The organism is Nonomuraea maheshkhaliensis, assembly GCF_039529435.1.
Taxonomy (GTDB): Bacteria; Actinomycetota; Actinomycetes; order Streptosporangiales; family Streptosporangiaceae; genus Nonomuraea; species Nonomuraea maheshkhaliensis.
In genome coordinates this window covers 42,683-57,530 of record NZ_BAAAMU010000036.1, presented here as the reverse complement: position 1 = coordinate 57,530, position 14,848 = coordinate 42,683, and the positions used below count along the sequence as shown (strand labels likewise).

At 71.7% G+C, this 14,848-nt stretch carries 14 protein-coding genes and 1 pseudogene; 8 read left to right on the top strand and 7 right to left on the bottom strand.

Going from position 1 to position 14,848, the window contains the following annotated elements:
- Positions 1-147: 147 nt before the first annotated feature.
- Positions 148-1,340: pseudogene (locus tag ABFX54_RS24340) on the bottom strand (RNA-guided endonuclease InsQ/TnpB family protein); the annotation flags it as partial.
- Positions 1,341-1,489: 149 nt separating this feature from the next.
- On the opposite strand from ABFX54_RS24340, the gene ABFX54_RS24335 reads away from it, so the two are divergent.
- The 3 genes from ABFX54_RS24335 (at position 1,490) to ABFX54_RS24325 (ending at position 4,205) form a co-directional block, all read left to right on the top strand.
- Positions 1,490-2,410, top strand: a complete 921-nt coding sequence (locus ABFX54_RS24335) for an aldo/keto reductase (RefSeq protein ID WP_346108330.1) — start codon at positions 1,490-1,492, stop codon at positions 2,408-2,410.
- A 49-nt stretch (positions 2,411-2,459) separates the two neighbouring features.
- On the top strand, positions 2,460-3,224 hold the full coding sequence (locus ABFX54_RS24330; RefSeq protein ID WP_346108328.1) for an HpcH/HpaI aldolase family protein: 765 nt from the start codon (positions 2,460-2,462) through the stop codon (positions 3,222-3,224).
- Between the two features lie 192 nt (positions 3,225-3,416).
- Positions 3,417-4,205, top strand: a complete 789-nt coding sequence (locus tag ABFX54_RS24325; protein ID WP_428834560.1) for a mechanosensitive ion channel family protein — start codon at positions 3,417-3,419, stop codon at positions 4,203-4,205.
- An 83-nt stretch (positions 4,206-4,288) separates the two neighbouring features.
- On the opposite strand, the gene ABFX54_RS24320 is transcribed toward ABFX54_RS24325, so the two are convergent.
- Both ABFX54_RS24320 and ABFX54_RS24315 read right to left on the bottom strand, forming a co-directional pair.
- Positions 4,289-4,600, bottom strand: coding sequence for a DUF6401 family natural product biosynthesis protein (locus tag ABFX54_RS24320; RefSeq protein WP_346108326.1), 312 nt, complete (start codon positions 4,598-4,600; stop codon positions 4,289-4,291).
- 37 nt (positions 4,601-4,637) lie between these two features.
- Complete coding sequence (locus ABFX54_RS24315; protein WP_346108324.1) at positions 4,638-5,792, bottom strand: 4-hydroxybenzoate 3-monooxygenase; 1,155 nt, start codon at positions 5,790-5,792, stop codon at positions 4,638-4,640.
- A 70-nt stretch (positions 5,793-5,862) separates the two neighbouring features.
- Between ABFX54_RS24315 and ABFX54_RS24310 the strand changes: the two genes are divergently transcribed.
- Positions 5,863-6,609 (top strand): IclR family transcriptional regulator, encoded by a 747-nt coding sequence (locus ABFX54_RS24310; protein WP_346108322.1) that lies wholly within the window; start codon positions 5,863-5,865, stop codon positions 6,607-6,609.
- 44 nt (positions 6,610-6,653) lie between these two features.
- Here ABFX54_RS24310 and ABFX54_RS24305 read toward each other — a convergent pair whose 3' ends face one another.
- Positions 6,654-8,420: a thiamine pyrophosphate-dependent enzyme gene (locus tag ABFX54_RS24305; RefSeq protein ID WP_346108320.1), complete on the bottom strand. Its 1,767-nt coding sequence runs from the start codon at positions 8,418-8,420 to the stop codon at positions 6,654-6,656.
- A gap of 87 nt (positions 8,421-8,507) precedes the next feature.
- Here ABFX54_RS24305 and ABFX54_RS24300 point away from each other — a divergent pair, with 87 nt between their 5' ends.
- Positions 8,508-9,401, top strand: coding sequence for an SDR family oxidoreductase (locus ABFX54_RS24300; protein WP_346108318.1), 894 nt, complete (start codon positions 8,508-8,510; stop codon positions 9,399-9,401).
- Positions 9,402-9,473: 72 nt separating this feature from the next.
- Positions 9,474-10,898, top strand: coding sequence for an NAD(P)/FAD-dependent oxidoreductase (locus ABFX54_RS24295; protein ID WP_346108316.1), 1,425 nt, complete (start codon positions 9,474-9,476; stop codon positions 10,896-10,898).
- Positions 10,899-10,934: 36 nt separating this feature from the next.
- Here the strand turns inward: ABFX54_RS24295 and ligD are convergent, their stop codons facing one another.
- From ligD to ABFX54_RS24280, 3 genes are all read right to left on the bottom strand, one after another.
- Positions 10,935-12,140 carry a non-homologous end-joining DNA ligase gene (gene ligD, locus ABFX54_RS24290; RefSeq protein WP_346108314.1) on the bottom strand — a complete coding sequence of 402 codons (1,206 nt, stop codon included), beginning with the start codon at positions 12,138-12,140 and terminating at the stop codon, positions 10,935-10,937.
- A 52-nt stretch (positions 12,141-12,192) separates the two neighbouring features.
- Positions 12,193-12,942, bottom strand: a complete 750-nt coding sequence (locus tag ABFX54_RS24285) for a crotonase/enoyl-CoA hydratase family protein (RefSeq protein ID WP_346108313.1) — start codon at positions 12,940-12,942, stop codon at positions 12,193-12,195.
- Positions 12,943-13,006: 64 nt separating this feature from the next.
- Positions 13,007-13,195: a hypothetical protein gene (locus ABFX54_RS24280; protein WP_346108311.1), complete on the bottom strand. Its 189-nt coding sequence runs from the start codon at positions 13,193-13,195 to the stop codon at positions 13,007-13,009.
- Between ABFX54_RS24280 and ABFX54_RS24275 the strand changes: the two genes are divergently transcribed.
- Both ABFX54_RS24275 and ABFX54_RS24270 read left to right on the top strand, forming a co-directional pair.
- A complete protein-coding gene (locus tag ABFX54_RS24275) occupies positions 13,194-13,670 on the top strand; it encodes a hypothetical protein (RefSeq protein WP_346108310.1) in 477 nt (158 codons plus the stop codon). The genes ABFX54_RS24280 and ABFX54_RS24275 overlap by 2 nt on opposite strands.
- A complete protein-coding gene (locus tag ABFX54_RS24270; protein ID WP_346108309.1) occupies positions 13,667-14,626 on the top strand; it encodes a hypothetical protein in 960 nt (319 codons plus the stop codon). Before ABFX54_RS24275 ends, ABFX54_RS24270 begins: the two co-directional genes overlap by 4 nt.
- The last annotated feature ends 222 nt before the right edge of the window (positions 14,627-14,848 follow it).

The window sequence follows — 14,848 nt, the reverse complement described above, 5'->3', positions numbered from 1 at the left end:
GTGTGCCGGAGGCCCGCATGACACACGCCGCAGTCCCGGTACTCGCGCGGCGTGCCGCAGTTCCCGCTCTCGCATGGCGTGCGCCCGGCGGCGGCGAAAGGACACGCTCGTTGACATCCTCCCCCTTCTGAAGGAGGGGATTCCCAGGGTCGCCGGTGAGGTTTCCTGCTTCATCGCCGGCTGCCCGCCCGAGAGGAGTCTCGTTGAGGTCTTACACCGGCTCCACAGGCGTTTCAGCTCTCCGCCGGCCCGGCGGCGCGCACGTTCCTGGCCGCGTTGACGTCCCGGTCATGGACCGCACCGCACGAGCACTCCCCCGCGCGGACGTTCAGCGGCATCTTCTCCCGCAGGGCCCCGCACACCGAGCACAGCTTGCTGGACGGCAACCAGCGGTCCACCGCCACCAGCGTTCGCCCGTACCACCGCGCTTTGCACTCCAGCATGGAACGCAGTTCCCGCCAGCCCGCATCAGAGACGGCGCGGGCCAGGCGGCGGTTTTTGACCAGGTGGCGAACGGTCAGGTCTTCCACGGCGATCACTTGGTTCTCGCGAACAAGCCGTGTGGTGACCTTGTGCAGATGATCCCTTCGACGGTCGGCGATCCGGGCATACACCCTGGCCACCTTCAGCCGGGCCTTGGCCCGGCTGCTCGACCCCTTCTCCTTTCGGGCCAGCGCCCGCTGAGCCTTGGCCAGCTTGCGCCGGTCACGGCGCTCGTTACGCAGGTTGACGATCTTCTCACCAGTCGAAAGGGTGGCCAGCGCGGCGATGCCCGCATCCACGCCTACGTTCCGCGTCACGGGCGGAAGAGGGTTGATCTTCTCCTCCACCAGGATGGACACGAACCAGCGTTCGGCCGCGTCCCGGCTCACGGTCACCGTGGACGGCTGCGCACCCTCCGGCAGCGGACGCGACCACACGATGGCCGAAGGGGCGTCCATCTTCGCCGGCGTCAGCTCCCCGTCGCGCCGGCGGAACGCCGAGCGGGTGTACTCCGCCGACGCCCGCGACTTCCTCTTGCTCTTGAACGTTTAGTACTTGGCCCGTTTGGCGAAGAAGTTCGCGAACCCCGCCTGCAAATGGCGCAGCGCCTGCTGCAACGGCACACACGACACCTCCGGCAGGAACCCGAACTCGCCGCCGCGCTTCCACGCCGTGAGCATCGCCGAGGACTCCACGTAGGAGACGCGCTTGCCTTCCACGGTGTAGGCGCGGGTCCGTTCTTCGAGGGGGTTGTCGTAGACGAAGCGGACGCAGCCGAACGTCCGGGCAAGCTCTGCGGCCTGCTCGGGGGTCGGGTGGAAGCGGTACTTGTCGGCCCGCTTCACGATCTGCGCCACGCCTGCCATCCTACCGATCGATCAAGAAAGACTCGCATGTTTGTTCGATACGCTGGTTCGCCTGACAGCGAGCCGCCCGCCCCTGTCCCGCTCCGCAGGGGTCCGATTCCTCCCCCGCCTGAAGGCGGGGGTCTCCTCGGAGGTATCCGATGAACCCCGAGCCCGTGCTCGGAACCATGACCTTCGGCGACACCGTGGACGCGGACACGGCCGGGAAGATGCTCGACCTGGCCCTCGGCGCCGGGGTCACCGGGGTCGACACGGCCAACGGCTATGCGGGCGGCGCCGCCGAGGAGATCCTCGGCAAGCTGCTGGCCGGCCGTCGCGACCAGGTCGTGCTGGCGACCAAGGCGGGCATGCCCCATCCGGACGCCGGCGGATACACTCCGCTGTCGCCGCGCGGGCTGCGGAACGCGCTGACGGCCAGCCTGCGGCGGCTCCGCGTGGACCACGTCGACCTGTTCTACCTGCACCAGCCCGACCGGGCCACGCCGCTGGAGGAGACCCTGGCCACGGTCGCCGACCTGAAGCGGGAAGGCAAGATCGGCGAGCTGGGCGTGTCCAACTACGCCGCCTGGCAGATCGCCGGGATCGATCCCCCGCCCGTGGTGGCCCAGCAGCTCTACAACCTGGTGGCCAGGCGGATCGAGGACGAGTACGCCGAGTTCGCCATGACCAGCGGGCTGCGCACCATGGTCTACAACCCGCTCGGCGGCGGCCTGCTGACCGGCCGGCACCGCTTCGACCGTACGCCGGAGAGCGGCCGGTTCGGTGACTCGCGGCTGGCCGGGATGTACCGGGAGCGCTACTGGGACGCGCAGCTCTTCGAGGCCGTCGAAACGCTCGGCGACATCGCCAGGCGGGCCGGGATGCCGCTCGCCGAGCTGTCCCTGCGCTGGCTGACGAGCCGGCCCGTGGTGGACGCGGTCCTGCTCGGCGCCTCCGGCCCCGACCAACTGCGGGCCAACCTGGAGGCGCTGGCGGCCGGGCCGCTGCCGTCCGACGTGGCCGCCGCCTGTGACGTGGTGGGCGCGTCGCTCCACGGCCCGATGCCCGCCTACAACCGTTGAGCCGTACGCGCCACGTTCCCGTACTCGCCGTAGAGGAGATCGATTTCGCATGACCGCAGCCGAGTTCGCCAGGAAGATCCGTAATCGGGAACAGTGCGTCGGCTACTGGGTGGTTCTCGACGCGCCCGTCGCCACCGAGCGCCTGGCCCGGCTGGGGTACGACTACGTGACGCTCGACGGCCAGCACGGGCTCATCGGCCACGCGGGGCTGCTGAGCAACCTCATGGCCATCGACGCGGGCGGGCGTTCTGTCGGCATCGTCCGGGTGGAGTCCGGCGATTCCGCGGTGATCGGCCGGGCGCTCGACTACGGGGCGGGCGGCGTGATCGTGCCGCTGGTCGACACGGCCGAGGACGCCGCCAGCGCCGTCTCCGCGGCCCGCTACCCCTCCGGCGGGCGTCGCTCGTACGGGCCCATGCGCTCCTCGCTGCGCATCGGGCCCACGCCGGCGGAGGCGGACGAGACCGTGGTGGTCCTGGCGATGATCGAGACGGCCGGCGGGCTGGAGAACATCGACGAGATCTGCGCCACGCCGGGCCTCGACGGCGTGTACGTCGGCCCCTCCGACCTGTGCCTGGCCGTGGGCGGGCGCTTCCCCAACGACCCGGCGGTGGCCGGCGTCTTCGAGGCGGCGCTGGAGCGGATCCGTACGGCCGCCGCGGCGGCGGGCATCGCGGCCGGCATTCACAACCCGGGCGGGGAGCAGGCCGCCCGGCGGCTGGCGGAGGGGTTCACGTTCGCGACCGTGGCCTCCGACCTCGTCCATCTGGAGCAGGCCGCGGCGGCACACCTGAAGGCCGCGAAGGGCGGCTGATCCTCCGGCGCCGCCAGGCCCCAGCGCCCCACCTCGCCGCCGCGCTCGCAGGCCGGCATTGCGCCGGCATTGCGAGCGCATGCCCCTGCCTGGGGAGGTATATCGCCTTGTGCGAACTTTTGGTAGCTCTGCGTGTATATACCGTTTCAGCCCGGGTAGCGCCGATGCATTGGCTCCTCAGAGGAGGAAACTATGGACATCGACATAGGCCAAGGCATATCGGATGCCTGGCGGCAGATAGCCACGTTCGTTCCGCGGCTGATCGCGTTCCTGGTGATTCTCATCATCGGGTGGATCGTGGCCAAAGCCCTGGAGAAGCTCGTCGACAAGGTGCTTGAGCGGGTCGGCTTCGACCGGGCGGTGGAGCGCAGCGGCGTGCGGCGGTGGCTGGAACGCAGCAAGTACGACGCCAGCAGCCTGCTCGCGAAGATCGTCTTCTACGCGATCCTGCTGATCACGCTGCAGATAGCCTTCAACGTGTTCGGCCCCAACCCGGTCTCGTCGCTGCTGGCCGGCGTGGTGGCCTGGCTGCCGCTGGCGATCGTGGCCATCGTGATCATCGTGGTGGCCGGGGCGGTGGCCAAGGCCGTCAGGGACATCCTGTCCGGCGCGCTCGGCGGCCTGTCCTACGGCCGCTTCCTGGCGACCGTGGCCGCGGTGTTCATCTGGGCGCTGGGCATCATCGCGGCGCTCAACCAGATCGGCGTGGCCACGGCGGTCACGACCCCGGTCCTGATCACGGTGCTCGCCACCATCGGGGCGATCGCGGCGATCGGCGTCGGGGGCGGGCTCGTCCGCCCCATGCAGCAGCGCTGGGAGCGCTGGCTGAGCCGGATCGAGCAGGAGGCCCCGCAGGCCAGGGCGCACGCGGAGGCGTACCAGCGAGGGCGTGAGGACGCCCGGTCGATGACGGAGGAGACGGCGCCGATCAGGTCGGCGCAGGGCGGCGGAGCCCACCGCTCCGACCTGCCTCCCGGCTGACCACCGGCTCGAAACGGCGGCGCCGCACCGTGTCAGGCCGGGGCGGCGCCGTCCAGGAGGTCCGGCCGCGCAGGTCACCGCCGTCAGGCCGGGGCGGCGCCGTCCAGGAGATCCAGTTCGCGGGTGAGCCAGCACACCGCCGTCAGTCGCAGCGACGGCGCGTCCGGCTCGCCGGTGAAGGCCCAGCCCCGGTGTCGCAGCTCGTCGAGGAAGCCGAGCAGATAGTCGCCCAGCGTCTCGCGGTCGAGCGGGATCGCGTCGCGCAGCACCGCCGCGTGCTGGTCGACCGCCGCGACCATGCCGGGGTGCTCGACCATCATGGCGAGCTGCGCGTCGCCCAGGGTGTTCATGAGCCAGCGCAGGGGCGAAGCCGCCCATCCGTCCTCAAAGACCACCCCAACACTGTAAAGCATTTCCCAAGGTCAGAGGCCATCACGGCAGCCCGACGTAGTTCTCCGCCAGCGTCGTGGCCGCCGCCTCCGACGAGGTCACGTAGTCCAGGTACGACAGTTGCAGCCGCCGCGCGTACGGGTCGTCCTCCTCGAACGTGTGCAGCAGCGTCGTCATCCACCACGAGAAGTGCTGGGCCCGCCACACCCGCTTGAGGCACGCCTGCGAGTAGCCCTGGAGCAGCTCGTCCGAGCCGCCGGTGAAGTACGCGTCCAGCGCCTCGGTGAGCACCCTGACGTCGGCCACGGCCAGGTTGAGCCCTTTCGCGCCGGTCGGCGGCACGATGTGGGCGGCGTCCCCGGCCAGGTAGAGCCGCCCGTACTGCATCGGCTCGGCCACGAACGCCCGCATCGGCGTGATGCCCCGCTCCGTGATCTCGCCGGTGGTCAGCTCGAAGCCGGGCACGGTCTCCAGCCGGGCCTTGAGCTCGGCCCAGATGCGCTCGTCCGGCCACTCCCCCAGCTCGGCGTCGGCGGGAACCTGCAGGTAGAAGCGGCTGACCGAGGGCGAGCGCATGCTGTGCAGGGCGAAGCCGCGCTCGTTCCTGGCGTAGATGAGCTCGTCCGACGAGGGCGCGACGCGGGCCAGGATGCCGAGCCAGGCGAACGGATATTCCCGCTCGAAGACGCTCAGAACGCCTTCGGGGATGGACGGCCTGGACACCCCGTGGAAGCCGTCGCAGCCGGCGATCACGTCGCAGTCGAGCCGCTCGCCGCCGAAGGTCAGGTACGGCTCCGGCTCCAGCGCGTGCACGGCCACGTCCTCGACCTCGAACCGCACGTCGCCGCCCGCCGCGAGCCTGGCCGCGATGAGGTCCTTGACCACCTCCTGCTGCCCGTACACGGTGATGGCCCGGCCAGGAACGAGCTTGTCGAACGCGATGCGGTGGCCCTGGCCCCCGTACCTGAGCTCGATGCCGTGGTGCGGCAGCCCCTCGCGCAGCATGCGCTCGCCGACGCCCGCCGCCACCAGTGTGTCGACCGTGCCCTGCTCCAGCACGCCGGCGCGGACGCGACGCTCGACGTAGTCCCGGCTGCGCTTCTCCAGCACCACGGAGGAGATGCCGCGCAGGTGGAGCAAGTGGGACAGAAGCAGACCAGCTGGGCCAGCCCCGATGATTCCGACCTGAGTTCGCATGAGGGAAGCATCCTGCCTAAGGCGGCGCATCGCCGAGAGTCCGCTTCCACTGAATGGAAGAATGGCGCTCATGTCAGGCGGATCCCGCGAGCCGGGACGATCGGTGACGTCCAAGGTGCTGGCCATCCTGGGCGCGTTCGACGCCGCGCATCCGCAGCTCACGCTCACCGAGCTGGCCAGGCGCAGCGGGCTGCCGCTGAGCACGGCGCACCGCCTGGTGGGCGAGCTGGAGGAGTGGCGGGCGCTCGGCCGCACCTCCGACGGGCGGCTGCGCGTGGGGCAGCGGCTGTGGGAGCTGGGCCGGCTCGCGCCCAACCGGCTGCAGGAGCTGGCGCATCCGTGGCTGCAGGAGCTGTTCGGCTCGACGGGTGAGAACGTGCACATCGCGGTCAGGGACGGCGTCGAGGTCCTGTTCGTGGACAAGGTCTACGGCAGGCGGGCGGTGCCGATCGTGTCGCGAATCGGAGGCCGGCTGCCGATGCATCCGACCGGGGTGGGCAAGGCGCTGCTGGCGTACGAGCCCGACTGGTTCGTCACGTCCTACCTGGCCCGCGCGCTCGAACGCCCGACGCCCCGCACGATCACCGAGCCGGGGCGGCTGGCCAGGGAACTGGCGGCGGTGCGGGCGCAGGGGTACGCGCTGACGCACGAGGAGATGACGCTGGGCTCGTGCTCGGCGGCGGCGCCGGTCCTGGTGGCCGGGCGGCCGGAGGCGGCGCTGGGCATCGTGCTCTCCTCGCGGCGGGCCCGCGAGCTGCCCCGGCTGGTCGAGCCGCTGCGCGCCGCCGCCGCCGGGATCGCCCGCGCGTACGGGTGAGCGCGCGTGAGCACGCGCAGGTGATCGGCCGGGCCCGAACGGGTTCAGTCGCCCAGCTTCTGGATGCGGTCCTTGAACAGGGTGGTGGCGATGGCGGCCTTGTGCGGCTGGCCCTTGAGGAACGCCTGCGCGAAGCTCTTGGCCTGCTCGTAGGTGACCTTGCCGGGCATGGGCGGCTCGTTCGGGTTGACGTCGATGTCGACCAGCGCCGGCCCGTCGTGGGCCAGCGCCTGCCCGACGGCCGTCGCCACGTCGCCCGACTTGGTGACCTTGGCCCCGAACCCGCCGCACGACCTGGCCCAGGCGGAGAAGTCGGCCTCGGGCATGGGGTAGCGCACGCCGTGCTCGGGGTAGCCGAGCACCATCTGCTCCCACAGGATCTGGCCGAGCGAGTTGTTGTTGTTGATGATCACCTTGACCGGCAGCCGGTGCTGCGCGGCGGTGAGGAACTCGGCCATCAGCATGGAGAAGCCGCCGTCGCCGACGTACGCGATGACCTGGCGGCCGGGGTGGGCGTGCTGCATGGCGATGGCGTACGGGAGCCCCGGCGCCATCGAGGCCAGCGTGCCGGACAGGTAGAACTCGCGCTCGCCCCTGATCGTCCAGTGCCGGGCCGCCCAGGTCGCGATGGTGCCGCTGTCGCAGGTCAGGATGGCGTCGTCGGCCGCGAGGTCGTCGAGGACGGACACGGCATACTGAGGGGCGATGGGGTCTCTGTCCGGGTTCTCCAGAGCGTCCATGTCCGAGCGCCACTTCGCCATCATCTTCTGATATTTCGCTAGATGAGCGTTTCCGTTCCGGCGGGTGAGCAGCGGCAGCAGCGCCCGCAGCCCCTCCTTCGCGTCGCACACCACCGGCACGTCTGTCGCGATGCGCGCTCCCGCTCTGGTCGGATCGGCCTCGAACTGCACCACCCGCGTGTCCCGCACCTCCGGCAGGAACTGGGAGTAGGGGAAGTTCGTGCCCACCATGAAGAGCACGTCGGCCTCGTCCATCAGCTCCTCGCTCGGCCGCGTGCCGAGCAGCCCGAGCCCACCCGTCGTGTACGGCGAGTCGTCCGGCACCACCGCCTTGCCCGGCAACGTCTTGACCACCGGCGCCCCCAGCGCCTCGGCCACCGCCAGTACCTCCTGCCTGGCGTGCAGCGCCCCCTGCCCGACCAGCATGGCGGGCCGCTCGGCCCGGTTGAGCACCTCGGCCGCCCACTCCACGTCCTCCTGCCGGGGCAGCCCGGCCGGCGGCAGGTAGACGGGCGCGGTCTCGGGCGGGCGCGCCGGGGCCACGTGCCGGTACGGGTCCGCGCCCGCGTCCGCCACCTGGATGTCGTTGGGCAGCGTGAGGTGCGAGACCCCGCGCCGCGCGTACGACGTCCTGATGGCCAGGTCCACCAGCGAGGGCAGCTGCGCCGGGTTGGTGATCATCATGTTGTACTCGGCCACGTCGGCGAACAGCTTGTCCAGGTGCACCTCCTGCTGGTAGCCGGTGCCGAGCACGGACGTCTCCTGCATGCCGGTGATGGCCAGCACGGGCACGTGGTCGAGCTTGGCGTCGTAGAGGCCGTTGAGCAGGTGGATGCCGCCGGGGCCCGAGGTCGCCAGGCACACGCCGATCCGCCCGGTGGCCTTGGCGTAGCCGGTCGCCATGAAGGCGGCGGCCTCCTCGTGGTGCACCAGGACGAAGCGCACCCGGTCACGATGGCGCCGCAGCCCCTCCATGATGCCGTTGATGCCGTCGCCGGGCATGCCGAAGACGGTGTCCACGCCCCATGCCGCGAGCCGTTCGATCAGGGTTTCCGATGCGATGCGAGCCATAGGAGCGGCACTACCCCGCTCCGGTCAGGACAGACGCCGGGCGTCGATGCATGACATTTCTGGATTGTGGCGGGTAGGGGTCCTGACATGCGGATTCTGGTCACGGGAGCCACCGGCACGCTGGGCGGCGCACTGATACCCGCCCTGCTCAAGGCGGGTCACGAGGTGCGGGCGCTGAGCCGGACCAAGCGGGAGGACCGCGGGAACGTCGAGTGGATGTGGGGCGACCTCATCTCCGGCAAGGGCGTCGAGGAGGCCGTACGGGACGTGGACGCGATCGCGCACCTGGCCACCAGCGGCCGCAAGGGGCGTGGCGCGGTGGACGTGCCGGGCACCAGGGCCCTGCTCCTGCTGGCCAGGGAGGCCGGGCGGCCGCACGTGCTGCTGACCTCCATGGTCGGGGCCGACCGGGCCGCCCACGGCCACCTGCGTCACAAGCTGGAGGCCGAGCGCCTGGTCACGGAGTGCGGCCTGGACTGGACGATCCTCCGCCTCACCCCGTTCCACCAGTGGCTGCACCAACGGCTACGCGGCTTCGCGTCGCTGCCAGCGCTGCCCGTGGACCGCTCGCTGCCCTGGCAGCCGGTGCACACGGGCGAGGTCGCCGCGCGCGCCGCCGCGCTGCTCAGCGCCGGCCCTGAGGGCAGGGAGATCGAGTTCGGCGGCCCCGAGGTGATCGACACCGAGACGCTGGTCAAGACCTGGCTGCGGGCGCAGGGCCTGCGCCGGCCGTGCGTGCCCGTCCGCTATCCGGGCCGCCTGTACGCGGCCCAGCGCGCGGGCCTGCTGCTCACCGACGCCCTGCCCCAAGGTGTGATCACCTGGCACGACTACCTGCTGCCGCCCGAGCCGATCCTCTCGGACGACTTCGCCTCCGAGCACACCGCCTCGCCCACCAGCCCGGCCACGCAGCCGGAGCAGGATCCTGACCTGCGCGTATACGGAGGGGACGAGGGGTATGAACGCCCGACACGAAGCTAGCCAGGCACCCGGTTTCATTACACTTCGCCGACTTGTAGGCCCCTGAGCTGTTACTAGACAATGTGTTCGGTGATGAAAGGCATCCCGCTGACCAAGGACTTCGCCAACGGCGGCGTCTCCTTCTGGTATCGGCAGATCGGCCTGCCCACGCGGCGGCCGGCGCTGCCGGGGCCACGTGACTACGACGTCGCCATCGTCGGCGGCGGCTACACCGGCCTGTGGACCGCGTACTACCTGAAGCGGGCCGAGCCCGGCCTGCGGATCGCGATCCTGGAGAAGGAGTTCGCCGGATTCGGGGCGTCGGGCCGCAACGGCGGGTGGCTGTCGGCCGAGTTCGCCGGGTCACGCAAGCGGCATGCCAGGGCGCGCGGGCGGCAGGCCATGATCGACCTGCAGCACGCCATGTTCCGGTCTGTCGACGAGGTCATCGAGGTGGCCCGCGCGGAGGGCATCGACGCCGACGTGCACAAGGGCGGGCTGATCCACGTCGCGACCAACCCGGCCCAGCGGCGGCGGCTGCGGGCCGGCGTCGCCGACCTGCGCGCGTGGGGGTACGGCGCGGACGACGTGCGGCTGATGGAACGTGACGAGCAGCGCGAACGGCTGCAGGTGGCGGGGGCGCTGGAGGCGTCGTACTCGCCGCACTGCGCCCGCATCCAGCCGGCCAAGCTCGCGGTCGGGCTGGCCGGCGTGGTGGCGGGGCTGGGGGTGGACATCTTCGAGGACACCACGGTCACCGAGATCCTGCCCAGGGACGCCGCTCGCGGCGGGCAGGCCGCCGCGCTCACCACGCGCGGCGTCGTCACGGCCGGCTACGTCATCCGCGCGACCGAAGGCTTCACCGCGAGCCTGACCGGCCAGCACCGCCAGTGGCTGCCGATGAACAGCTCCATGATCGTCACCGAGCCCCTGCCGCCGGACGTCTGGAAGCACATCGGCTGGCACGGCAGCGAACTGCTGGAGGACGAGGCACACGCCTACGTCTACGCGCAGCGCACGGCCGACGACCGGATCGCGATCGGCGGGCGGGGCGTGCCGTACCGGTACGGGTCGCGTACCGACGACCGGGGGGTCACCCAGGCGCAGACGGTCGCGCTGCTCTGGCGGATGCTGGTCAAGCTCTTCCCCGCCGCGGCCGACGCGCGGATCGAGCACGCCTGGTGCGGCGTGCTCGGGGTGCCGCGCGACTGGTGCTCGACGGTGCACCTCGACCACGCCGCCGGCCTCGGCTGGGCGGGCGGCTACGTGGGCAGCGGCGTCACCACGGCGAACCTGGCCGGCCGCACGCTGCGCGACCTGGTGCTGCGCCGCGACACCGCGCTGACGGGCCTGCCCTGGGTGGGGCGTCAGGTGCGGCAGTGGGAGCCCGAGCCGCTGCGGTGGACCGGGGTGCAGCTCATCTACACCCTCTTCAGGGCCGCCGACCGGCACGAGAACGAACGCGGCACGACCACCTCGGCCTACGCCCACCTGGCCAACCTGATCTCGGGCCGCTGAACGTCCCGCCCCGCACCGGCCCGGACCGGCGTGCGTTCAGCTCACCGGGCCGCCGCCGCCCTGCCACGGGTCGTAGTCGACCTCCAGCGCCTCCTGCTCGGGCCGCTCCTCCTCGGGCACGTGCTGGAGGTTGACCCGGATCCGGTACCACACGCTGCTGCGCCCGCGCATCCCGTCGACCAGCACGTCGGCGGGCTCCAGCCGGGCCGCGGCCTCGGGGTGGCGGGCCTTCCACCGCTCGAACCCGGCCATCGCCTCATCCTTGTGCTCGGCCTTGGCGATCTCGATCACCGGCATCGTCTGCCGCCTGCGCCCGCTGCCCTTGGGCGGCTTGGGCGCGGGGCCGAGCTCCTCGGCCAGGGCGAGCAGCCCGTCGAGCGAGCCGGGATGCAGGTCGAGATCCTCCCAGGGGTCGCCGAGCTCGGCCAGCCGCTCGGGCACGGTCTCGAGGGTGAACTCCTCGGGCCGGCACCCCGGCACCTCGTCCCAGGTCAGCGGGGTCGACACGCGGGCATCAGGCACCGCGCGCACCGAGTAGGCGGAGGCCACCGTGCGGTCGTAGGCATTCTGGTTGAAGTCGACGAACACGCCGTGCCGCTCCTCCTTCCACCAGCGGCTGGTGGCCAGGCCGGGGGCGCGCCGCTCGACCTCGCGGGCCACCGTCTCGGCGGCCTTGCGCACCTTCGCGAACGGCCAGCGCCGCTCGATCCGGGCGTAGACGTGGAACCCGCGCGATCCGGACGTCTTGGGCCAGGCGACCAGCCCGTGATCGGCCAGCACCTCGCGCGCCACCTGCGCCGTGGCCAGCACGTCGGCCCACCCGACGCCGGGCACGGGATCGAGGTCGATGCGCAGCTCGTCGGGCCTGGACAGGTCGTCGGAGCGTACCGGATGGGGGTTGAGGTCGACGCAGCCCAGGTTGACCACCCACACGAGCTGCGCCAGGTCGGTGCAGACGACCTCTTCGGCGCTGAGCCCCGACCGGTATTTGAGCTCGGCCACCTCGATCCAGTCGGGCCGCTTGGCCGGCGCCCGCTTCTGGAAGAACGCCTCCTGCTCGATGCCGTGCACGAACCGCTTGAGCACCATGGGCCGGCCGTGGACGCCGCGCAACGCCGCCTCGCCCACGCTCCGGTAGAACCGGAGCAGGTCGAGCTTGGTGTGGCCGGACTGCGGGAAGACCACCTTGCCGGGGCTGGTGATGGGGACCTCGCGCCCGGCGACCTCGATGATGTCAGGCATACGATCACGATACGCGCGGCCACCGACAATCTTGGGAAGCCGTACGCCGAGGTCAGGGGTTCTGGAAGGAGCCGTGCCTGCCCGCGCCCGCCGCGAAGCGGGCGGCCCCCTCGGAGGCGTCGGGCAGCGACACCAGGCCGTGCCGCAGCTCGTTCCGCATCGCCTCCGCCTCCGCCATCCCGTCCTGCTCCAGCGCCGCCATGCGGTCGCCGCGCAGGCACGCCTGCGGGAACGCGGCGATCCGCGCGGCCAGCTCCTCGGCGTGGGCGCGGGCGGTGCCGGTGGGGACGAGCCGGTTGGCCAGCCCCCACGCGTAGGCTTCCGGCCCTTCGACGGGCCGTCCGGTGAGGATCATGTCCATGGCGCGGGAGGAGCCGATGAGCCGCGGCAGCCGTACGGTGCCGCCGTCGATCAGCGGCACTCCCCACCTGCGGCAGAACACCCCGAACACGGCGTCCTCCTCGGCCACCCGCAGGTCGCACCAGAGCGCCAGCTCCAGCCCGCCGGCCACGGCGTGCCCGGCGACGGCGGCGATGACCGGCTTGCCCAGCCGCATCCTGGTCGGGCCCATCGGCCCGTCGCCCTCCTCGCCGACGTGGTTGTCGAGCGCCTTGAGGTCGGCGCCGGCGCAGAACGTGCCGCCCTCGCCCCACAGCACCGCCACGCCGGCGTCGGAGTCCTCGAAGTCCCTGAACGCCCCGGCCAGCGCGTCGGCGGTCTTGCGATCGACGGCGTTGCGCGCCTGCGGCCTGCTGAGCACCACCGTGGTGACGGGGCCGCGGCGTTCCACGCGTACGGTCATGAGATCCTCCTCGGGGAACCTGCCGAGCGTACGCTCTCATCCTCGCTCCGGCCAGTGACGCCGATCAGAGGCTGACCGCGCCCCCCATCAGCTCCTCGAACGGGTCCTCCGCCGGGCGGTCGATCCCGCGCAGCGGGCCCTGGTCGGCCAGGTGGGCCTCGGCGTACAGGCGGGCCACCAGGGACTTGCGCCCGTCGTCGAGCCCCCACGTGGCCTGGTCCTCCAGCAGCGCGGCGGCGTAGACGTCGGCCATGCTCTGGTTCGTCCGGCGCAGCATCCTCCAGCAGCCGGTCCACCGCGTCGGCCGCCACCATTTCCTGAATCTCCTACAGAAACCGCCCTATGGTGAGCGCGTGGAGAAAACGGCCATTGCCTACATCTGTGAGAGCTCTGGCGACCTGCGCGAGATACTCGACGATCCGGCCCCGCTCGACGCGGTCCTCGAACTTGCGCGGTCCGGCGACGCCGACCCCGACCGGATGAGGGCCGTGCTGGACACCCTGCACACCGCCCTGCAGCAGGCCGGTGACGTCATCGGCCTGTACGGCGGGACGGACCGGGGCGCGTTCACCGTCTCCTCGGGCGGGCTCGGCCCGGTGCGCCGTGCGGAGATCGTGTTCCACTGCCCGAAGGGACGCTGTTCCCGGATGGTGCAGCCGGATCCGGCCGCCACCGCACGTCCCCGCTGCACGCTGTTTGACGAGGACCTCGCCTGGACAGCGATATGACCGGCCTGCTCGCGGAGGTCGGCAAGAAGTTCGCCGAGCGCTGGCTGACTCTGCTGGTCCTGCCCGGCGCCCTGTACCTGTGCGCGGTGGCCGCCGCCCGCCACCTCGACGGCTTCGCCTTCGCTCCGCTGGTCAGCAAGGTCGGGGCGCTGTCCGCGCCGCGCGACAACGCCTCCGCGCTCCTCCAGCTGATCGTGTTCGCGGTCCTCGCGGCAGCTGCCGGGCTCGCCGCCTCCGCCGTCGGCTCGCTCGTCGAACGCCTGTGGCTGGCCGAGGACTGGCAGTCCTGGCCCCGCCCCCTGCGCCGTCTGGCCCTGCTCCGTGTGGGGGCCAGGCGCCGCCGCTGGGACGCCGACCACAACGCCGAGACCGCGATGCGCGAGCAGTACCTGCGCGGCCGGATCCCCGGCGGCACGCCCTCAGAGATCACCGACCTCGACCTTGAGCTGGCGCTGCGCAAGGTCATGGCGACCGCGCAGGAGCGCCCCGCCCGCCCTACGTGGATGGGCGACCGGGTGCAGGCCGTCGTCGCTCGCTACCGGGAGGAGTGCGGCCTCGACCTGCCGAGCGTCTGGCCGCATCTGTGGCTCGCGCTGCCCGACCAGGTCCGCGCCGAGATCAAGGAGGCCCGCGAGTCGGTCACCAGGGCGGCGGTGCTGGCCGGATGGGGCGTGCTGTACGCGGCGGTCGCCGTTCTGTGGTGGCCCGCATCCCTGCTCGTCGCCGGGCTGTTCGTGACCGCCCGGCAGCGGGGCCGCCGGGCGACGGAGGCATACGCCCTGCTGGTGGAGGCGGCGGCCCGACTGCACGCTCCCGAACTGGCCCGCGGCCTGGGTCTCGACCACAGCGGCCCGCTCGACGCGCAGACGGGGCAGGCGATGACCCTGCTCGTCCAGGGGCAGGCCCATCTGATCCCCTTGACGGTCGGCTGGCCGGGAACTCAGCAGCCGGAGTGAAGATGCGCCGCCCACAGTGACGGAAGAGCGGGGAGCCGGTCGAGCCGGGCGGCTAGTGCTGCCTGAGGCTCCGTCCGTGGACCGTCCCGCCCTGTCATGGTGTCCTCCCGTCGAGGTCTAGCCAAGGGGTGGAGCATGCGTGAAAGTACTCGGTGTGCCGGCCGACGCGTCCTTGCTGAGCCTAGTCGTCGGGCGCCCGCGCAGTCGGGTTCCCATGGCGGA